This window comes from Bifidobacterium aemilianum, assembly GCF_003315635.1.
Lineage (GTDB): Bacteria > Actinomycetota > Actinomycetes > Actinomycetales > Bifidobacteriaceae > Bifidobacterium > Bifidobacterium aemilianum.
In genome coordinates this window covers 205,464-225,218 of sequence record NZ_PDCG01000002.1, presented here as the reverse complement: position 1 = coordinate 225,218, position 19,755 = coordinate 205,464, and the positions used below count along the sequence as shown (strand labels likewise).

Below are 19,755 nucleotides of genomic sequence, written 5' to 3'. Positions count from 1 at the left end.
CTCAGCCCGGAGGACTCTGGAACCGTCGAATAACTGATGTTCATTTGTTGCGAGCCGACTACTGATGCCACTATGTCTCTGGGTAAAGGGAAGGTTGAGGGGCTCGGAATCATGGACTGCGGCAGTGCATGCTTAACGGAGGGTGATGATGGGCAAGATCAAGGTGGCCGGCAAGGTCGTGGAATTGGACGGCGACGAGATGACCCGAGTGATCTGGAAGGATATCCGCGAGCGCCTGATCAAGCCCTATGTTGACCTTGATCTGGTCTACTACGACCTAGGCATAGTCAACAGGGACGCCACTGACGACCAGGTCACCATTGATGCGGCCAAGGCCATCAAACGTGAGCATGTGGGCATCAAATGCGCCACCATCACCCCCGATGAGGCCCGGGTGGAGGAGTTCGGCCTCAAGCGCATGTGGCGCTCGCCCAATGGCACCATACGCAATATTCTGGGTGGCACCATCTTTCGCGAACCCATCGTCATCGACAACATCCCCCGCCTGGTGCCCAACTGGACAAAGCCCATCGTAGTGGCCCGCCATGCCTTCGGCGACCAGTACAAGGCCACCGACTTCCGTGTGCCAGGCAAGGGCAGGCTGACGGTCTCCTTCACCCCTGAAGGGGGAGGAGACCCCATCGAACGGGTGGTCTACGACTACCCTGGCCCTGGGGTGGCCCTATCCCAGTACAATCTGGACTCCTCCATCGAGGACTTCGCACGGGCCTGCCTCAATTATGGACTGGCCCGCCACTACCCGGTCTACCTATCCACCAAGAACACCATCCTCAAGGCCTACGACGGCCACTTCAAAGACATTTTCGCCCGCATCTACGAGGAGGAGTACCGTCAGGCCTACCAGGAGGCGGGTCTGACCTATGAGCATCGCCTGATCGACGACATGGTGGCGAGTTCATTGAAATGGCAGGGCGGGTACATCTGGGCCTGCAAGAACTATGACGGGGATGTCCAATCGGACTTCATAGCCCAGGGCTTCGGATCACTGGGGCTCATGACCTCCGTCCTGATGACGGCCGACGGGCGGACCATGGAGACCGAGGCGGCCCACGGCACGGTCACCCGGCATTACCGCCAGTGGCTCAAGGGGGAGAAGACCTCCACCAATCCCATCGCCTCCATCTTCGCCTGGACCGGAGGGCTGGGCCAGCGCGCCAAGCTGGACGGCAACCTTGAGCTGGCCTCCTTTGCCAGGACCCTGGAGGATGTGGTCATCGGCACGGTCTCTTCAGGCAGCATGACCAAGGATCTGGCCACCCTGATTGGGCCCGATCAGGCCTGGCTGGATACGGAGGGGTTCATGGACGCCCTTGTTGCTGGCCTGGACCAGGCCTTGGCACAGGACTGAACGCTGTTTCGTCTGAACCGAACTGACCGCTCTGACCTGACGCAGTGGCTGCTGCGGTCAACGTACAGAGTCAAACTATGAGTATGCCGCCAACTTGCCTGATGTACTGGGAAGCCGGCGGCAGCTGTTTTGTTCAGGTGGCAGCCTGCTGGCTACTTGCCCGGCGCGTAGCTCTTGTCGAGAATGATATGCCCATCTTGCCGTCCGTGGAGTCCTGGAAGGCCTGGTCGATCTGGTCCAGATCGTAGAATTTGGTCAGCTTGTCGATGGGGAAGAGGCCCTTGCGGTAGAAGCCGACCAGCATGGGGATGAAGCCCTGCGGAATGGCATCGTTCTCAATAACACCGGAAATGCTGATGGAGGGGGTGACCAGCTCGTCGGTCATATTGATGTCGGTGGGCTTGCCGGAGACCGCCAGGGTCGCCAGATGGACCCTGAAGGCCAGGGAGTGCAGGGCGTTGTTGACGACGGTGGGAACACCTGTCGTATCCATGGCGCAGTCGGCGCCCTGCCGTCAGGAATCTCCTTGACACGGGTGGGAACACCCTCATTCATGCTGATGATGGTCTGGTGTCACCCAGGGTCTTGGGATAGCTCCAGGCGCTCGTCGTTGATGTCGACGGCGATGGCGTGGGCACAATTGGCGGTGGCACCCGCCATGATACCTGCCAGACCGACGGCACCGGTGCCGAAGATGATTAGGTTGCAGCCTGCCTGCGGGGCCGGGGAGTTCAGGATCGTACCGGAGCCGGTAATGAAACCGCATCCTAGGGGCCAGGAATCCTGAGGTCGACATCATCCTCGACCTGCACCAGGCTGTTGGCGCTGGTCACGGCATAGGTGGCCAGGGAGGACTGGCCGAATAAAATGGAGACATCCTTGCCATCACTGGTATGCAGGCGGTGCTGCCATCCTTCATGGCCCCGCCCTGTTCAGCTCCGGGAAGCGCTCGCAGGCACCGGTCAGACCCTTACGGCAGTACTTGCACCCGCCGCAGGAGGTGAAACCGATGACGACCTGGTCGCCAGGCTTGAAGTCGCTAACCCCGGTGCCGACCTGTTCGACGATTCAAACATCCTCATGGCCCGGAGCAATGGGGAAGGGGGCGGGAATCAATCCGATGTTGACCGTGGCGTGCGTGTGGCAGATTCCCGTGGCCAGCATTTTGACGAGGACCTCTCCGTTCCGGGCTCATCCAATTCGATGTCGCTGATATCCAGATCTTGGTTGGTCCCGGAAAGCACCGCTGCCTTGATATTCATGATTCCTACTTCCCTGAGTAGCACCCCTCGATGAGGGAGTGATCACATCCATGTTGTAATGGATACCCTGACGATAACAATCAGGAATCATGTCCCCCCAACGAGAACTGCAAGGGAAAGAGCTATCAAATGGGCTCGCACTTATCGAGACGGCATGGGAGCGCCCTCCATGGTCTGATGGTTCGACCACTGTTCATCGTTTGCCTCTGGAGCGGAAGTGAGGTTCATTGCCGAGTACGTCTCTTGCCGTGGCCTTGACCTTGATCGGGAATGCCATCTGGAGATGGCAAAGCACCCACCGACGTTGATTCGACTGGCCCAGCTTGCAAGAATCGTTCTGGCGGACGGGTTCACCGTCCATCTTGGATTATGGATGAGAGGCGGTTCTGATGATTGGAGTGGCTCAGTATATAGCCGCTCACAGCACGCCACACGTTCACACCGCCATTTTTTCATCTACCAGCACTGGACTACCTTTGGAACACATATACCATCCGGCCGACCGACAGGGACAAACCCCCATCCACACATCCGGCCTATGCAAACAAGTATCCCCAAGAAAAAGGGAAACCATAACCATCTTGGACCAGGTGGAATTCACTGCGCCCTGGCAATCCATGACAGGCATCATCGGCCCCTCAGGCAGCGGGAAATAAACCATCCTCTACTGTTTGGCCGGTCTTGAGCCCGTCAGCTCAGGCCATGTGGACATACTGAGCGAGAGTATATCCGACATGGGGCCCACCGCCTCGGCATGATTCCGCCGAGCACACCTTGGCTTCGTCTTCCAGTCCTACAACATGGTGCCCTCAATGCGCGCAAGACAACCTCAAACTGCCCTTTACCCTGCGCAAGACCAGATATCCCAAAGCCTTAGCGACCAACATGCTCTCCACACTGGGCATCGACGAACCACTCGAAGCCAACGTGACCCTCCTCTCGGGAGGCGAACAACAACGAGTGGCCCTGGCCCCCACCCTGCTTTCCGATCCCGACGTCATCTTCGTCGATGAACCCACAGCCGCCCTCGACCAAGACACCGGAAGACATGTCGTCAACGAACTCGCCGCCTTCGCCACCCATCCAGGCCATGCAGGCGTCATGGTCAGCCACCGCCCGGAAGCCGTCTCACAATGCGACAGCATCGTGCGACTCAACGACGGCCATATAGCCATAGCCGACAGGGACTCCATACTGGCAGCCGGTGTCTGATGCGATCACAGACGCACCCCTGGCATGGAGCGGCGTCACGCTCGTGCTGACGGCCTCACAAACCATGCTGGTCCTACTCGCCATCATGCTCTCCTCAGCCAAGGCTGTCAGCACCATACCTGACATGGACGTGCAAGGCAGAACAGGCTGGCAAAATCTTATGACCCCCTTCGTGGCCCTCCCCATCGCCGCCGTGCTGATCATCCCGCAAGTGGTATCCTCGCTAATCGCACAACGACGCCGCAACCTCGCCCTCCTAGCACTACAAGGAGCCACACCCTGGCAGCTGACCGGACTCACCTGCCTGCGCGTGCTCATCCTGGCGCTCGCGGCCAGCTGCTCTCACAGGCCGCCTCTTTCCTACAGGTCCGCCCCCTGTATGCTTGGGCGACGTCGCAGTTTGTGATCGGACGGCAGCCCTTCATTGCCAGTCACCAGTTGGCGTCCTGGGCCGCAGGAACCTTATGCGGGGTGACAGTGGCTTTGATCGGTACGCTGCTGACCATCCGGACCATCAGTCGCATCAGTCAAGTCGAGTCTTTGCCGGTGTCCATCACCCCAACCATAACGGTGGGGTGGTTGCATCGCATCCTCGCTTCACTGTGTCTGCCGGCAGCCTTGGCACTCATGCTGGTGCCAGTCATGCAAGCCCGGGCCATCCCAGCCAGAGGGTTGACCAGCCTGCACACCGCGGAGTCGATCCTTCGATGGATTGCATGCCGGAGGCTACGGGTTCTTGCTCAACGAACTTTTGACCCGAGACCTCAACAGAGCCATACAGGCAGTCGCCGATGGCGTTGCGGTACTGACCCCACGCAACACCGCGGAACTCATCAACACAGACAGGTCTTATGCCCATCACGTGCATGATGGCGCCAGAGCCAAGCGACAACTGGGCAAGCTCACTCCAAGGGATTATGAGTTTGCAGGACTCATCGCCCAAGGCCTGTCCAATCAGGGAATTGCCGGGCACCTTACCAGCGAGATCACCTAGGTGATGCGAGACGTAAGCCGCATCCCTGGCAAGACCGGCCTGAGAGACCGCACGCAAATCGTCATCGCATGGTTTAAGGCAGGAAAACCGATTGATCCCATAGCAGCCAACCCACCCAGATGAAGTCCGGGCCGTGGCCAGGGCTTTTCCCGCTGGTGTGGCCCTTTGGCAGCGGTGACGATGCCTGGCTGGGTGTGAACTTTTTCACTTCCTCTTGAATGGGCCACTAGAAACCAGAAATTTGTAATAGTCTGCTAGTAAGGGTGCGAGTGGCATTGAGGATGATGCCGCCACTCAAGGAAGAATCGGCATAGCTAGCCGGTCCCATCAAGGAGGTACGGATATGGAAACAGCAAACGGCACCGCGGGTGCGGCGACGAAGATCAATGCGGGTGACGCGGTCCTGCGGGTCCTGGAGGCTTGGGGAGTGCCGCGCATCTACGGCATGCCCGGCGGTTCCTTCGACTCCATGATGAACGCCATCCACAACGAGAAGGACAGGATCGACTTCATCCAGGTGCGTCACGAGGAGGGCGGTGCCCTGGCGGCTGCGGCGGAGGCCAAGCTGACCGGACGCATCGGTGTCTGCTTCGGCTCCTCGGGCCCAGGCGCGGTTCATCTGCTCAATGGCCTCTATGATGCCCGGGAGGACGGCGTGCCCATGCTGGCCCTGGTTGGCGAGGTGCCCCAGGAGTTCATGAACATCGACTTCTTCCAGGCAATGGATGAGGAACCCATGTTCGCCGATGTGGCCGTCTTCAACCGCACCGCCACCAACGCCCAAGGGTTGCCGGTCCTGGTGGACGAGGCCATCCGCCGTGCCTATAAGTACAACGGTGTCTCCGTCATCACCATCCCCAAGGACTTGGCCTGGGCCGACATCGACGACCTGCCGGTCGCCACGGCCAGGAACTTCCGCAAGCCCCTACCCACCCCTCCCCACCAGGACCTGATCGAGGAGGCCGTCAAGCTGATTGAATCGGCCAAGGCCCCCCTCCTCTACTTCGGCATGGGTGCCAAGGGTGCCCACGATGAGCTCATCGAGATGTCCGAGAAGTACAAGATGCCGCTGACATCCACCTTCCCCGGCAAGGGCATTGTGGAGGACGGCTACCCGGCCTACCTCCAGTCGGCCGGCAGAGTGGCGACCAAGACCGCCACCGAGGCACAGTACATGTGCGACCTGATGCTCTGGGTGGGGTCCGACAACCCCTTCGGGTCCAAGTTCGTGGCCCCCTACACGAAGATTATCCAGATCGACATTGATGGGGCCAAGCTGGGCAAGCGCTTCCAGCCCGAGGTCTCCGTGGCCATCCAGGCCGATGCCAAGCTGGCCCTGCGCGCCATCATCGAGGCCGGCAGCGAGCAGGAGGCCAAGCCCTACTATCGCGGCTGCCTGAAGAGCAAGCAGAACTGGGACGAGTGGATCGACTCCTTCAAGAACGACGAGCGTACGCCCCTGCGTCCCGAGCCCATCTTCAACATCATCAATGAGCAGATGGAGGACGACGACATCTTCATACCCGACGTGGGCAATGTAGACATCAACTTCCTGCGGCTGGCCAAGATCAAGCCCTCCAACAAGTGGTGCGTCTCCGGCAAGCACGCCACCATGGGCTTCGCGGTTCCCGGTGCCCTGGCCGCAAAGCTCGAGTACCCGGATTCCACCGTCTACTCCCTGTCTGGTGACGGAGGCTTCGCCATGCTCAGCGAGGAGATCCTGGCCCAGCTCAAGTACCATGCACCGGTCATCAACGTGGTCTTCTCCAACCAGACCTTGGGCTTCATCGAGGCCGAGCAGTTGGATGACTCCCACCAGCCCCTCTCCGGTGTGGACCTGCCAGACACCGATTGGGCCAAGGTCGCGGAGGGCTATGGGGCCTTGGGCTTCACTGTCCGCACCCTGGATGATGCCAGGAAAGCCTTCGCTGAGGCCCGCAAGGCCGACAAGGCCTCGGTCATCGATGTCAAGCTGACCGGCGAGCGCCCCTTCGACACCAGGTACATGTGCTTCCCCGAGACCTGCAAGGACCCCGAGCAGATCAAGGAGTTCCAGGATCGCCTGGAGGCCGCGCCCCTGAAGTCCCTGGCCTATTGGATCGAGTAGTCCATGGCCATACACCACATGCGGGCCGGGAGGCCGCTGGCAATCTCATGTGCCAGTAGCCTCCCGGCCCGCAGTGTAAACATCACTGTAACCATCACTGACCTCCAAATGAGCGCTCCGGTAGCCGGAGTGCTGCGCTCGGTTGATGATGGGGGGGGGGTACTGATGTATGGGGCGGCGGTCAGATGTCCATGGTTAGGCTGATGGGCAGGTGGTCCAGCCTTTGGCCGCTATCGATGGGCTGCGAGTCCACGATCCTGTCGGCCCAGGTCCGGGAGACCAGCCAGTAGTCGATTCTCCAGCCGGAGTTGTTGGCCTTGCTGGTGGGCACCCGCTGGGCGAACCAGGTGTAGATGCTGTGGCCTTGGTCGTCGAAGCCTGACGCGTCGGCGTGCAGTTGGCGGAAACTGTCGACGAAACCAGCCTTGAGCAGGAGCCCGAACTTTTCGCGCTCCTGGTCGGTGAAGCCGGCTGAGAAATGGTTGCTTTGGGGATTGGCCAGGTCGATCTCCTTGTGGGCCACGTTGAAGTCACCGCAGGCCAGAACCGGCTTGTGCGAGTTCAGTTCCTGCAGGTAGGCCCGGTAGCGGTCATCCCACTGGCCCCGGTCGGGCAAGCGGTTCAGTTCCGAGCCGGCGTTGGGGGTGTAGACCGTGGTCACGAAGAAGTCGGGGAATTCCAGGGTGATGATGCGGCCTTCGGCATCCATGCTGTCCGGTGCCTGGATCTGGGGGTAGGTCACCTTCGGTTCGGGTAGGGATTGCTTGTAGAGGTTCATGGTGCCGGCGTAGCCCTTGCGGGCTGGGGGAGCCGAGTCCCGGTGGACGATGGCGTAGCCGGGGAAGAGGTCGCCGATGGCTTTGAGGAGTTTGTCGACCTTGCCGGTGTCGGCGGGTAGCTTGGTCTCCTGGATGGCCAGGATGTCAGGCTGTCTGGCCGCCAATGATCCCAGGAGGTCACGGGTTAGGGCTGAGCGGTCGCTCTTGCCGGTCAGGGCGGCATTGAGGGAGTCGATGTTCCAAGAGATCAAACTAGTGGTCATAGAGGCATGATAACGCTGGTGACCAACAAGAGGGCCGCTGGTGGCCAGGTGTGGTCAAGAAAAGGGTATGGCCATGGGCTGGCCACGGGGGCTGAGGCGACCTGCGCTGAGAGCCTGCGGACCTGCTGGCACGTTCGGACCTAAGATGAGAACTGACACTGATGAGCATGAACAAGTAAGGACAGCATGAGCGCGGGAGAGTTGAACAAGCAGCAGAAGTCCGATCAACAGTCGCCCTTGGGGGAGACATACAGGCGTGGACCAGTGGTCATGCGGGGGGCCATGATTCCCCAGGACACGACCAGCGGCAACCTGCTCAAAGCCGGGCAGCCGGCCGACTGGCTCCATATGGATCCCTGGCGGGTCATGCGCATCCAGGCTGAATTTGTGGACGGCTTCGGCGCCTTGGCTGAACTGGGGCCGGCCATCAGCATCTTCGGCTCAGCCAGGTTGAAGCCCGAGGAGGCAGAGTATCAGGCGGCCGTGGAGATGGGGCGACAGGTGGCCCAAGCCGGTGTGGCCGTCATCACCGGAGGTGGTCCAGGCATTATGGAGGCCGCCAACAAGGGGGCGGCGGAAGCTGGTGGCAAGTCTGTGGGATTGGGCATTGAGCTGCCCCACGAGCAGGGCATCAACCAGTGGGTGAACCTGGGTATGAACTTCCGTTACTTCTTTGTACGCAAGACCATGTTCGTCAAGTATTCATCGGGCTGCATCGTCTGCCCCGGTGGCTTTGGAACCCTGGATGAGATGTTCGAACTGCTGACCCTGATCCAAACCCATAAGATCATGTCCGTTCCAGTCGTCCTCTTCGGTCGGGACTACTGGCAGGGACTCATGGATTGGCTGACCGGTCCGGTGGCCGCCAGGCGGATGATCTCACCCCTGGATCCGGACCTGTTCATCATCACCGACGACCCGGACGAGGCTGTGCGGGTTGCCTTGATCGGCATAGGGAGAGGCCGGCAGTAGAGGAGAACCAAGGGGCAACCGCTGTGGCGATTGCGTGATAGGTCCACACAGCGGTTTTCTCCTCCAACTCCTGGCTCAATGGCCTGGGCGGCAAGGGGCGTGAAGTTTCGCCCGCCGGACTGACTCAGCGTTTCTGGGCCAGCAGCAGACCGGTTCCCACTGGGATGAGGCTGGTGTCAAAGCCTTCGTCCGACACAAGGTCGTCCAGGAGTGTCCGCATGGCGACGGCCTTGTCGCTGCGGTCGGCGGGATTGACCAGCCCGCCCTGGGCATCGGGGCCCTCCATGGCCAACATGTCGGTAAGGACGATGAGACCGTGGTCGCTCAGGAGCCGTGAGGCCTGGTCAAAGGCGGCCTGGTAGTTGCCGGCTTCACCTGCCACCACAATCATCTGGTAGACACCGGCGTTGAGCCGTGGCAGGAAGACGCTGGCTGGAGCATTGACCGCCCTGAGCGTGGTCCTGCTGTGGTCTGACAGGTTGGTGAACAAACGCCGGATGGCCTCGATACCCTGGGCGCTCGAATCCACGGCGGTCAGTTGGCCTCCGCTATGGTCGCTGTGAGGGCCGGGTGCCTCCTTGGGGTCGCTGGCCGGCCCTGGTGTGTAAGAGCCGGTCTGGCCGCCAGCATAGACCCGGTCCAAACCGTCGATGAGCGCCAGGGTCTCAACCAGAGACCCGGTGCCGATGGCGATGATGGACGTGCTGCAGGTCAAGGCAACCAGCATCTTGAGAAAATCGGCCTGGGCGGCGGAGCCCTGGTGGAGTCCGGCCTCCTGGGCCTCCATGCGCAGGCGGGTCATATCCTGCGATTGGCCTTCCAACACGGTGTTCTCGACAAAATCCCAAGCCTTGGCCAGGTTGCTATATGAATTCTTGTTCATGCTTTCCTATGGTAGCGGCAACTACTCCCGGAGGCTTAGGCGAGGTCTTGCTCCTGCCTCTGGCCGACACGGGATATCAGCTGCCACATCTCCTCGCCGACATCAATACCACGGGGGCATTGGCGGCTGCAGGCCCGCACTGACTGGCAGGCAGCCACCCCATCCTCGGTGTCAATGGCATCGAAGCGGGCATCCTGGGCCTGGTCGCGTGAATCGTTGATGAACCTGGAGGCTGCGATCAGGGCGGCCGGGCCCATGAAGGGGTTGCCGCCGGCATAGACGGGGCAGCTGCCCTCGCATACGCCGCAGGCTATGCAGTTGCTCAGCAGTTCGTACTTGGCCAGTTCATCGGGCTTTTGCAGGTATTCGAAGACGTCCACCTTACCTTCGCTGGTGGTGGCCAGCTTGCCGTCGGTCTGGAGGTAGGGTTTGAGCCTGGTGATCTGGTCCAGCATGGGGTCGATGTCTGCGATCAGGTCGCGTTGGACCGGGAATCCAGGCAGGGGGGCCAGTTCGATTACTCCCAGATCCACGATTCCATCGGTTGCCTGCTGGATCATATTGTCCTGATGATATTGGTCGTTCCTATCGGTAGTAGCCTTGACGGGCTGGTCTGGTTGCTGGTCCGCCTGTTTAAAACCCTCGGCAGGCCTGGTATGACGGAAGCCGCAGTGCGAGCCAGCGGCCACGGCCGCCCCTTGGGCCGACTGGCCCACGCTGGTCTTGCATAGGAGGGTGGGCGTACCGTTGACTGCCGCGGCGTCCGAGCCGCACATGCCGTGACCGCAGGAGTAGCGAAAGGCCAGGGTTGGGTCCATGGTCCGCTTGATGGTCAGCAGACAGTCCAGAATACTGTCCTGAGGGCGAACCACGAGGCTATAGTCCTGGGTCCAGCGTTTGCCCCGGGCACGTCTGGGTGCGGACGAGGCGCCGAAGGGGGAGGTGGATTTGGCGAAGGGTGAGGAGGACTTGGCTGCGAAGGGGCTGGAAGGACGCTTGGCGGCCTGTTCGGCCCTGGGGGTGAACCTGCTGATGCGCAGGGTGACCCTGGCCTTTGCCACATCACCGCTCATGGACTCACCTTTCCTTCCGCTGTCGGTCGGCCGGACCTCCTGACCAGCAGGCAATGCCTGTGCCACCACACGACATTACAGTCTGCCATGAACCTGGTCGGCACGCCAGCAACAGCCCATGGAGCTGCTGTGGGTCCGGACCTTCCAGCCTTGCAGGGGCATGCGGAGCCGGGGTCTGCTCAGTGTCCCGGCGGATAGGGTCAGTATTGCCTGGCCTGGGGCGGCATGTCGAGGATGTGCACCGGCTGCCAGCTGGGCTCGGATCCTTCAGCCGTCATGGAATGGACCAGATAGCGCCGGTCGTCACGGTCGGGGAAATCGACACGTTTGAGGGAACCGCGCGACTCCTGTCTGGCCGCCGAGGCCCTCAGGACCACATCGGCCAGTTCCGCCAAATGGCCGACCTCCCATATGGCGGTGACTTCCTGGTTGAAGACCCTGCTGTCACTATGGGAACGCAGGGTCTTGATCTGCGGCTCCAGCTCACCGTGCAAGGCCGCCAGAGCCTGGTCGATACCCTCCTGGTCACAACGCACGGCCACGGCGGTCTCCATGATCTGGCCGAGTCGGGCCAGAAGCTCGTAGGCGTTGTGGGGGTCCGCTGACTGCGAATCGCCTCTGCTTCCCTCGTTCTTCGGTGTCGGCCCGCTGGCGGATTCGGCAGCGTCACCTGGCACATCAGCACCCTGGTTTTCCAAGAGTGACAGGAGGTTGCCTTCCCGGCGCCGGGCTGCCTCTTCGACCTGGTTCCTGGCAGTAACAGCGCCCTCAGTCTGCCCGAGGGCTAGCAGCTGTGCGGCCATGTCAAGCCCGGCCCGCTTGCCGAACAGACAGGCGTCCAGAAGGGAATTGCCTCCTAGACGGTTGGCCCCATGGACACTCAGGCAGGAGCATTCCCCCGCGGCGTGCAGTCCCTGGATCTCCCGGCGTTCCCCATCCATCCACTGATAGACCCGGCCTTCGGTGGTGATGGGAATGCCGCCCATGGTGTAATGGGCGGTCGGCTTCACCGGCACCAGGTCCATGGTCGGGTCAAGTCCGGCATACTCCTGTATGGTCTCAACCACTTGCGGGAGCGTTTGGAGCATATGGTCGCGATCAATGTCGGTCATATCCAGCCATACGCAATCCTTGGCGCCCTGGGGGTCGCTGGGGTCGGCCACACCCCTGCCCGCGTCGATCTCGCTCATGATGGAGCGGCTGACCACGTCGCGGGCGGCGAGGTCCCCATGGTCGGGGGCGTAGTCGGTCATGAAGGCCCTACCTTCGGCGTTCCGCAGGGTAGCTCCCTCGGCCCGGGCAGCCTCGGACAGGAGGATTCCTGTATGGCCAAGCCCGGTGGGGTGGAACTGTATGAACTCCATGTCCTCCAGCTGCAGGCCGGCCTCCAGGGCAAGGGCCATGCCATCACCGGTCAGGTCCCAGGAGTTGGACGTGGTGTGGAAGAGCCTTCCGGCCCCACCTGTGGCCAGGAGCACCTGGCGGGCGGCGATGGGATGGACCTTGCCGGTCGCGCTGTCGAAGGCGACGATGCCCGCCACGGCAGCTTCCTGCGACAGGTCAGCCTGATTACTGTGGTGCTGTGATGACAGGACCAGGTCGCTGACATACCATTCCTCGGCGAACCGGACACCCAGACCAACGCACTGCTGCCAGAGGGAAAACAGGATCTGGTGGCCAATCCGGTCGGCGGCATAGGCGGCACGACGGACCGGAGCCTGGCCGAAATCCGCGGTATGGCCGCCGAAGCGTCGCTGGTCGATATGCCCATCGTCGGTCCTGGAGAAGGCCACCCCTGAGCGCTCGAGGTTGATGACGGTCTCCGGTGCCTCCTGGGCCAGTATTCGTGCCGCGTCCTGGTCGACCAGCCAGTCTCCGCCCTTGACGGTGTCGTAGTAGTGCCAATGCCAATCGTCATGTTCGCTGTTGCCCAGGCTGGCTGCAATGCCGCCTTCGGCCGAACCGGTATGGGACCTCAGGGGTTGCAGTTTGGAGACCACCAGAATCTTGGGTTCCTGGCCGGATTCGCGCTCGTTTGCGACTTGAGGGGAGTATAGGAGGCCAAGGGCGGCTGACAGGCCCGCCGCACCGGCTCCCACGATGACCACGTCATAGATGTCTTCCAGATCTTTGGGACTCATGTACATGATTCTTGCACGCCCCATCTGCCAAGCCAGGGACTGGACCCTCATTTTCCACGTAATTCCAAGCCTCAGGCGTGTCGTTCTGGGTCTCTAGAGCTTCCGCCCAGTTTTTGCGCCGCCTTGTTGACTGCCGGTGAGCTAGGGGGTGCCAGGGCGGATAATGAAGGTATGTCTACTCCTGAGTCCTTCAATGAGCGGGTCTACGAGGTCGTCAAGCGCATTCCCCGGGGCCTGGTGGCCACCTATGGCCAGGTGGCGGCTCTGGCTGGCAACCACCGCAATGCCAGGTTCGTGGGCTATGCACTCCATGTCAATCCCGAACCCGGCATGATCCCCTGCCATCGGGTGGTGTTCCGCGACGGGTCACTTGCCCCAGGCTTCGCCTTTGGCGGCCCCGAGGAGCAGCGGGTCCTTTTGGAGGGGGAGGGTGTGGCCTTCACGCCCCCGGTCAAGTGCCAGAAGAATGCCGGGGCCGAGGGTTGGCTGGTGGACCTCAGCCGCTGCCAGTGGCAAGACTGATGCTTCCTCCCCTCAGAAAGATGGCACCCTCCATCTCCAATAGCCCTAGCTCCTGGTTGAGTTGGCCAATGGGGATTGGCTCAGCCATGCGGCGCTGGGACAGGGTCAGGATTCGGTCAATGGTCGCATCCTCCTTCTGCCGCCGGCAGTGGCGCAGGGCGGCAAGAATGGCCTGGGCCAGGGGACTCCTTGCGGTTGGTTCATTGGTCTGACGGGTCCCGTCGCCATCCATGCCCTCCTGCCCCACCAGTGTGCCATCTATAGGAACCCTTCTGCCGCTTGCCTGGTCGGGTGTGATCATGCCTGAGTAGGGGGCCTGGGCCTGTGGGAACAGTGGTCGGTGCCCCTCATGGCATATCTGCGTGCAGGCCTTGGAAGAGGTGAGAATGGTGGCTTTGCCCTCCAGGATCAAACGGTTGCAGCCGGCGTTGGCGGGCTGGTCGATGGCTCCTGGTGCAGCATAGACCTCCCTGTTCAGTTCGGCGGCCCAGTTGGCCGTGTTCAGGGCGCCCGAGCGCAAGCGGGCCTGGGCCACCACCACGACCGAGGCCAGGGCTGCGATGATCCGGTTGCGCAGCAGGAAGCGTCGGGGTTCGGGAATGGTGCCTGGGCACAGCTCTGATATCAGGGCACCATCCTGGGCGAGGATGGTCTCGAAGAGGGGAAGGTTGGACTGTGGCCCCTGGTGGTTCAATCCTCCGGCAAAGACGGCGACGGTCCTGCCAGCATGAGCCAACCCGTATTCACTGCAGGCTGCCAGGGATCCCCGGTGGGCGCTGGCATCAGACCCCAGGGCCCCTCCCGACACCAGCAGGTGCCCGGCCTGCCCCGCTTCCCGTCCCAGGCTGTAGGCCACCTGCCTGCCATAGTCGTTGCAGCCGCGGGACCCCACGATGGCCATGGGTTGGGGGCATGACACCAGGGCGCCCGGGTCCCCCTGGCCCCATAGGCACAGGGGAGGGGCCCAATCCTTTCGGATGGATAGGTCTGCCAGTTGCCGGGGCCAATAGGGGCTGCTGGGGCTGATGATCCACTGGCTGCCTTCAGCGGTAAGCCAAGGCAGCAGATTGTCCAGCCTGCCCGATGGCAGACTGTCCAGACGATGGGTCCACCTGTCGCGGGACAGGTGGAGGGAACGCAGGGCTTGATGGTTGACGCTTCGACCCCAACGGCTCAGGCCCAGGCAGAAGATGCGGTCAAGTTCTCCGGCAGCGGCCTGGTGGCTTCTTGGGGCTGGCAGGTCGAAGGCACCGGGATCGCGACCAGAGAGCGCCAGCAGCAGACCCAGGATCTGCCTGGGATCATCGGCCCCCTTCAGGCAGGCAAACATGAGGGCATCCGCCCCATCCAGGCAGTAGGTCAGCAGGGCCATGGTGAGGGTCTCCATGTCGATCCGCGCCAATTCGGCGTTCGTCTGGCTTCCTTGCATGGGGGCGGCTCTCATGTTGTCCTCGTTCGCAGCATGATGCCTTGCAGCATCTCGTCTCGGCCGGGGGAGGACCTGCCAGCCATGTCGGCCAGGGTCCAGCTCAAGCGCATGGCCCGGTCGGCGCCCCGCAGACTCAGCCTGCCTGACTCCAGGGCATCATTGATCAAGCGCACGGCCTTGTCGGAGGTCATGCTGCGCAGCCACGAACCCGAAGCCTGGGCGTTACAGGACCAGCCTTGCTCCGTGAACCGCTCCATTGCTGCCTTCCGGGCCTCGACCACCTCCTGGCGCATAGTGCTGCTGTTGTCGGTGGCTGAGGACTGGTTCGGGTTGATATGGCTGACCGGCGGCACCTCGACCTGTATGTCGATACGGTCAAGGATGGGTCCTGATAGGCGTGAGAAATATTTGACCCGGTCCTTCTCCTTGCAGCTGCAGCGTTCCGCATTGCCGTACCCCATGCCGCAGGGGCAGGGGTTGGCCGCCATGACCAGTTGGAAGCGGGCAGGATAGTATGTGGTTCCCTTGGCGCGAGAAAGTGCCACATAGCCTGATTCCAAGGGCTCGCGCAGGGTCTGCAGAACTTTGGAGGCGAACTCCGGTGCCTCATCCATGAATAGCAGGCCCCTATGGGCCCTGGTAATGGCGCCGGGTCGCGCCACCCCCGAACCTCCTCCCACCAAGGCCGCTGTGGAGGCAGTATGGTGGGGCGCCTCGAAGGGTGGCAGGTCGCTGATGCCGAAAGATGGCAAAGTCCCGCACAGGGACCGGATTGAGGCCACCTCCAACTGTTCCTTTTCGTTCAGAGGGCACATGATGCCAGGCATCCGTGAGGCCAGCATGGTCTTGCCTGATCCCGGCGGCCCGGTCATCAGCAGATGGTGACCACCAGCAGCCGCCACCTGCAGGGCCCACTTGGTGTGGGTCTGGCCCAGCACCTCGCCCATGTCGCCTGTGGAACCTTCAGGCTCAACGTTTGTGCCCTCCATGCCCTGGCGGCCCAGGACCGTCTCGTCGGTTACATGGTAGCTGGCCTGCCCACCCATCAGTTCAATCAGTTCCCCCACATGCCGAATGCAAAGTGTTTCCAGTCCCGGCACCAGTTCGGACTCTGACCTGTTGGCTTGGGGAATGACGACCCGCCTCACACCCTGGCCTCTGATATGCAGGAGGATCGGCAGGAGTCCATTGATGGGCAATACTGTTCCATCAAGGTTGAGCTCACCCAGCAGCACCGTGTTGGCCAGGCAGTCATGGGGAATCGCCCCGGATGCGCTCAGTACGCTGGCGGCGATGGCCAGGTCGTGGGTGGATCCACGTTTGGGCAGGGAGGCCGGTGAGAGGTTGACCGTAACCCTCGTTTGGGGCCAGGAGAAACCAGTGGACTGGCAGGCGGATTTGACGCGCTCGCGGGCCTCGCTCAGGGAGGTGTCGGGCAGGCCGATGATGGAGAAGTAGGGGAGTCCGGGGGAGATGAAGGCCTGCATCTGCACGATGAAGGCCTTGAGACCGATGAGTCCTACGGATAATGAGCTGCCGATCGCCATCAGAAAGCCTCCCGTATGTGGTTCAGATGGACCTGCCCCTGGTGGACGCTGACGGCGATGACGTCGAAGCTGCTACCGGTATGGGCCACATGGTTTTCCGGGTCCATCAACCATTGGACCCCAGCCCGGCGCAGGGTCAGGCGCTTGTGGGCGGTGATGGCTTCCTGAGGGCTGCCATAGAGCTTGCTTCTACGGGTCTTGACCTCGACGAAGACCAGCAAACCCTGAGGATCCAAGGCCACCAGGTCCAATTCCCCATAGCGGCTGTGCCAATTATGGTCCAGGATTCGCCAGCCTTGCTCCTCCAGCCAAGACCGGGCATATTGCTCACCCAAGCGGCCCAGTTGCCGGCTGCTGACCGATGGGTCGGTGAGCAGGCCGGCCAGGGCCTGGGTGCTGGCATCGGCTGGTGACTGGGGGGCGGGGGACTTGACCGTTGCTGTGGTCTTGCTGGTGTTCGTCATGTCACCATTCGACCAGAAGCGCCGTCCTGGCGGTGGTAAAACCGTGGCCTGTGGTCGAAGGTTTGGGGTCGGCGTGTCGTTGTGGACGGACCTGTGGGTAGTGCCAGGACTTATCCACAGCCTGTTCGTCGGTCCGCTGCCGGCCTTGTTGGGCGCCCAGCCATGAGTCCAGCCAGCCATAGGGGCGCGAGGCAAAGGAAAGGCCGGCCACCCTTATCAACGGGTGTACCGGCCTTGGACTCTCAGGGGCCAGGAGGGGCAGATGGAAGCCGCCAGGTGGACCTTCAGCCAACCAGTCCAGTCAACTCCGCCAGGTCCAGCTCGAAGCTGACCCCGCGAGCCTCGAAGTTCGGCTGCTGGCGGGTGTGCTCCATGGCATGGCGGACGAACGCGCCGGCGACCTGGGCTGACTGCGCCAAGGTCTTCCCGGCCATGAGGGCCCCGCACATGGCGGAGGCGAAGGCATCGCCGGTGCCGTGGATCATGTAGGGCAGCCTGTCGTGGACGAGTTCCTCACGTGCGCCGGCGCCGGCTTCATGGCTGGCCACATAGTTGCGGATCTTGCCATCCCCACGGTCGATGCCCTTGAGCACAACATGTTTGGCACCCAGGTCAAGGAGGGCCTGCAGCCAATCCGTCACCAGCCCATCGTCCAGATCCTGGCCCGGGTAGGGCCGACCGGTCAGGATGCTCGCCTCGGTGAGGTTGGGCATGAGCAGATCCGCACCGTCCGCCAGCTTGGTGATGGCCTGGCATAGCTCCGTGGTGTAGGTGGGGTACATCTTGCCCCCGTCGCCCATGACCGGGTCGACCAGGCGCAGGGCCTTGGGGTATTCCCGGTAGAGCCTTTGAATGATGGCCACCTGCCCGGCTGATCCCAGGAAGCCGCTATAGACACCGTCCAAGGCCACATCCTCCTGCCGCCAGGCATCGAGGTAGCCGGACAGAATCTCCGTGGTGTCGTGGAAGGTGAAGTCCTCATACTTGGTGTGGGCTGACAGCAGGGCCGTGGGCACCGGGCAGACATCGCAACCCGCCGCCGAAAGAATCGGTATGGCCGCGGTCAACGAGCACTTGCCATAGCCGCACATGTCATGAACGGCGGCGACACGGGGGATATAGGATGCTTCACGCTGGTACAGGGTGCTGGTGGTGGACATGCCTGGCTTCTTTCCTAGTGGTAGGCGGTCACTGTGTGGCGGCCTCGGAGTTGATTCGACCTTCCTCCTAGCTTACCTAGATTCCATGTTGACGCCAGCCGCCGCCCAGCAGTCGGTGTGACGCATCGGGCGGCCGGAGGCAATGGGGTCCAAGCGAACAGCAAGGAAGAGCCATGACCCAGCAGATAATGACTGCCGTTTTGAATCCATCCAGCTCCATGCCGGCCAGGAGCAGCCAGACCCGGACAGTGGAGCCAGAGCGGTACCCATCTACGCCACCACCTCCTATGTCTTCGATGACTTCGACCAGGCCGAGCACCGTTTCGGCCTTTCGGATCCCGGCAACATCTACGGCTGTCTGATCAATTCCACTCAGGCCATCCTTGAGGAGTGACTTGCCGCCATGGAAGGCGGGACAGCGGCTCTGGTGGTGGCATCAGGCGCCGCGGCTGTCGACTACGCCATTAGGAACATCTTCCAGCAGGGCGACCCCATCGTGGCCTCCAAGAACCTTTACGGAGGCGCCTTCGACCTATTCAGGCACATCCTGCCCAGGGACGGCATCGGGACCAGCTTCGTGGACCCGCGTGACCCCGCCCACTTCGAGCAGGCCATCCAGGAGAACACCAACCTGGTCTACTTCGAGACTTTCGGCAACCCCAACGCCGGCCTGTCGGGCTTCGAGGCCATCGACGCCATCGTCCACAAGCACGGGCTTCCGGTTTTGTCGACAACACCTTCGCCACCCCCTACCTCTTCAGGACCCCTGGAGCATGGGGCCGACATCGTGGTCGAATCGCGCCAAGTTCATCGGCGGCCACGGCACCACATTGGAAGGCCTGATCTTCGGGGGGCAGGTTCGACTGGTCAGTGGTTCCCGTGAGGTTCCCCCCCCCCCACTGACCGAACCCGACCCCTCCTATCATGGCATGAACGTCTATGAGGCACGGGGGGGCAGCCCCTTCGTCACCCGGGTCCTGGCCATCCTCCTGCGCGACACCGGGGCCACCTCAGCACCTTCGCGGCCTTTCTGCTCCTCCAGGGGGCCGAGGGCCTCTCCCCGCGGGTCGAACGGCATGTCAGCAACGCCCTGACCGTCATCAACTACCTGCAGACCGTACCCGAGGTGGCCTCGGTCTGCCATCCGGCAATCCCTGGCCGGCCTGACCATGAGCTTCACCAGCGATACTTCCCCGGGGCGGCGGGTCCATCTTCACCTTGGACATCAAGGGCGGCAGGAGGCGGCCAAGGTCTTCATCGACAGCCTCCATCTCTTCAGCCTCCTAGCCAACGTGGCTGATGTGAAGATGCTGGTCATCCATCCGGCCGCCACCGCCCACTCCCAGGAGACCGCCGGGGAGCTGGAGGACTAGGCATCCATGAGGGCACCATCCGCCTGTCCATCGGCGCCGAGCACATAGACGACATTCTGGCCGACCTGGAGACCGGCTTCCAGGCCCTGCATGCCTCCGGTCTGGCCCGTTAGGGGCGCCACCCTACCCCGGCAGCAGCCACATGCGAGATATGGGACAGTTCTCTCTTTGCCCATATCTCGCGTTTTCGCATGCCTGGGCGAAT

The 19,755-nt window shown here is 62.1% G+C and carries 18 protein-coding genes and 3 pseudogenes; 9 read left to right on the top strand and 12 right to left on the bottom strand.

Annotation, left to right across the window (positions count from 1 at the left end; genetic code table 11):
- Positions 1-148: 148 nt before the first annotated feature.
- Positions 149-1,369, top strand: a complete 1,221-nt coding sequence (locus CRD60_RS03070; protein ID WP_113859970.1) for an NADP-dependent isocitrate dehydrogenase — start codon at positions 149-151, stop codon at positions 1,367-1,369.
- Between the two features lie 133 nt (positions 1,370-1,502).
- Here CRD60_RS03070 and CRD60_RS03065 read toward each other — a convergent pair whose 3' ends face one another.
- Positions 1,503-1,862, bottom strand: coding sequence for an MDR/zinc-dependent alcohol dehydrogenase-like family protein (locus CRD60_RS03065; RefSeq protein ID WP_113859830.1), 360 nt, complete (start codon positions 1,860-1,862; stop codon positions 1,503-1,505).
- 422 nt (positions 1,863-2,284) lie between these two features.
- Positions 2,285-2,542, bottom strand: a pseudogene (locus CRD60_RS09405) (alcohol dehydrogenase catalytic domain-containing protein); the annotation flags it as partial.
- An 863-nt stretch (positions 2,543-3,405) separates the two neighbouring features.
- Here CRD60_RS09405 and CRD60_RS09040 point away from each other — a divergent pair.
- The 3 genes from CRD60_RS09040 to spxB all read left to right on the top strand — a co-directional run bounded on the left by CRD60_RS09040 (position 3,406) and on the right by spxB (position 6,944).
- Positions 3,406-3,843, top strand: a complete 438-nt coding sequence (locus CRD60_RS09040; protein ID WP_236630797.1) for an ATP-binding cassette domain-containing protein — start codon at positions 3,406-3,408, stop codon at positions 3,841-3,843.
- The gene (locus CRD60_RS03045) at positions 3,836-4,249 is read left to right on the top strand and encodes an FtsX-like permease family protein (protein WP_127975629.1); all 414 of its coding nucleotides are present in this window, start codon (positions 3,836-3,838) and stop codon (positions 4,247-4,249) included. The genes CRD60_RS09040 and CRD60_RS03045 overlap by 8 nt, the downstream gene beginning before the upstream one ends.
- A 931-nt stretch (positions 4,250-5,180) precedes the next feature.
- Positions 5,181-6,944, top strand: coding sequence for a pyruvate oxidase (spxB, locus tag CRD60_RS03035; protein WP_113859826.1), 1,764 nt, complete (start codon positions 5,181-5,183; stop codon positions 6,942-6,944).
- A gap of 181 nt (positions 6,945-7,125) precedes the next feature.
- On the opposite strand, the gene CRD60_RS03030 is transcribed toward spxB, so the two are convergent.
- On the bottom strand, positions 7,126-7,986 hold the full coding sequence (locus CRD60_RS03030; RefSeq protein WP_113859825.1) for an exodeoxyribonuclease III: 861 nt from the start codon (positions 7,984-7,986) through the stop codon (positions 7,126-7,128).
- A gap of 186 nt (positions 7,987-8,172) precedes the next feature.
- Here CRD60_RS03030 and CRD60_RS03025 point away from each other — a divergent pair, with 186 nt between their 5' ends.
- Positions 8,173-8,958 (top strand): LOG family protein, encoded by a 786-nt coding sequence (locus CRD60_RS03025; RefSeq protein ID WP_113859824.1) that lies wholly within the window; start codon positions 8,173-8,175, stop codon positions 8,956-8,958.
- A gap of 124 nt (positions 8,959-9,082) precedes the next feature.
- Here the strand turns inward: CRD60_RS03025 and CRD60_RS03020 are convergent, their stop codons facing one another.
- The 3 genes from CRD60_RS03020 to CRD60_RS03010 form a co-directional block, all read right to left on the bottom strand.
- Entirely contained in the window at positions 9,083-9,841 is a 759-nt protein-coding gene (locus tag CRD60_RS03020) for an O-methyltransferase (RefSeq protein WP_113859823.1), read from the bottom strand.
- A 35-nt stretch (positions 9,842-9,876) separates the two neighbouring features.
- Positions 9,877-10,914, bottom strand: coding sequence for a succinate dehydrogenase/fumarate reductase iron-sulfur subunit (locus CRD60_RS03015; RefSeq protein WP_113859822.1), 1,038 nt, complete (start codon positions 10,912-10,914; stop codon positions 9,877-9,879).
- A 200-nt stretch (positions 10,915-11,114) separates the two neighbouring features.
- Positions 11,115-13,055, bottom strand: a complete 1,941-nt coding sequence (locus tag CRD60_RS03010) for an FAD-binding protein (protein WP_113859968.1) — start codon at positions 13,053-13,055, stop codon at positions 11,115-11,117.
- A 171-nt stretch (positions 13,056-13,226) separates the two neighbouring features.
- On the opposite strand from CRD60_RS03010, the gene CRD60_RS03005 reads away from it, so the two are divergent.
- Positions 13,227-13,577 (top strand): MGMT family protein, encoded by a 351-nt coding sequence (locus CRD60_RS03005; protein ID WP_113859821.1) that lies wholly within the window; start codon positions 13,227-13,229, stop codon positions 13,575-13,577.
- Here the strand turns inward: CRD60_RS03005 and CRD60_RS03000 are convergent.
- From CRD60_RS03000 to CRD60_RS02980, 5 genes are read right to left on the bottom strand one after another with little or no spacing between them, the layout of a single operon-like run.
- Positions 13,552-15,021: a DNA-processing protein DprA gene (locus CRD60_RS03000; protein ID WP_236630796.1), complete on the bottom strand. Its 1,470-nt coding sequence runs from the start codon at positions 15,019-15,021 to the stop codon at positions 13,552-13,554. The genes CRD60_RS03005 and CRD60_RS03000 overlap by 26 nt on opposite strands.
- Positions 15,018-16,553 carry a YifB family Mg chelatase-like AAA ATPase gene (locus tag CRD60_RS02995; protein ID WP_113859820.1) on the bottom strand — a complete coding sequence of 512 codons (1,536 nt, stop codon included), beginning with the start codon at positions 16,551-16,553 and terminating at the stop codon, positions 15,018-15,020. Before CRD60_RS02995 ends, CRD60_RS03000 begins: the two co-directional genes overlap by 4 nt.
- Complete coding sequence (locus tag CRD60_RS02990) at positions 16,553-17,017, bottom strand: YraN family protein (RefSeq protein ID WP_113859819.1); 465 nt, start codon at positions 17,015-17,017, stop codon at positions 16,553-16,555. The genes CRD60_RS02995 and CRD60_RS02990 overlap by 1 nt, the downstream gene beginning before the upstream one ends.
- A gap of 1 nt (position 17,018) precedes the next feature.
- On the bottom strand, positions 17,019-17,309 hold the full coding sequence (locus CRD60_RS02985; RefSeq protein ID WP_145961902.1) for a hypothetical protein: 291 nt from the start codon (positions 17,307-17,309) through the stop codon (positions 17,019-17,021).
- Positions 17,302-18,177, bottom strand: coding sequence for a pyridoxamine kinase (locus tag CRD60_RS02980; protein ID WP_113859817.1), 876 nt, complete (start codon positions 18,175-18,177; stop codon positions 17,302-17,304). Before CRD60_RS02980 ends, CRD60_RS02985 begins: the two co-directional genes overlap by 8 nt.
- Positions 18,178-18,319: 142 nt before the next feature.
- On the opposite strand from CRD60_RS02980, the pseudogene CRD60_RS09035 reads away from it, so the two are divergent.
- The 3 genes and pseudogenes from CRD60_RS09035 (at position 18,320) to CRD60_RS09030 (ending at position 19,550) form a co-directional block, all read left to right on the top strand.
- A pseudogene (locus tag CRD60_RS09035) lies at positions 18,320-19,060 on the top strand (PLP-dependent transferase).
- A 147-nt stretch (positions 19,061-19,207) separates the two neighbouring features.
- Positions 19,208-19,321, top strand: a pseudogene (locus tag CRD60_RS09270) (hypothetical protein); the annotation flags it as partial.
- 25 nt (positions 19,322-19,346) lie between these two features.
- On the top strand, positions 19,347-19,550 hold the full coding sequence (locus tag CRD60_RS09030; RefSeq protein ID WP_236630795.1) for a PLP-dependent transferase: 204 nt from the start codon (positions 19,347-19,349) through the stop codon (positions 19,548-19,550).
- Here CRD60_RS09030 and CRD60_RS09325 read toward each other — a convergent pair.
- Positions 19,547-19,672: a hypothetical protein gene (locus tag CRD60_RS09325; RefSeq protein ID WP_330848975.1), complete on the bottom strand. Its 126-nt coding sequence runs from the start codon at positions 19,670-19,672 to the stop codon at positions 19,547-19,549. The two genes, CRD60_RS09030 and CRD60_RS09325, sit on opposite strands and share 4 nt — an antisense overlap.
- Positions 19,673-19,755 lie beyond the last annotated feature (83 nt).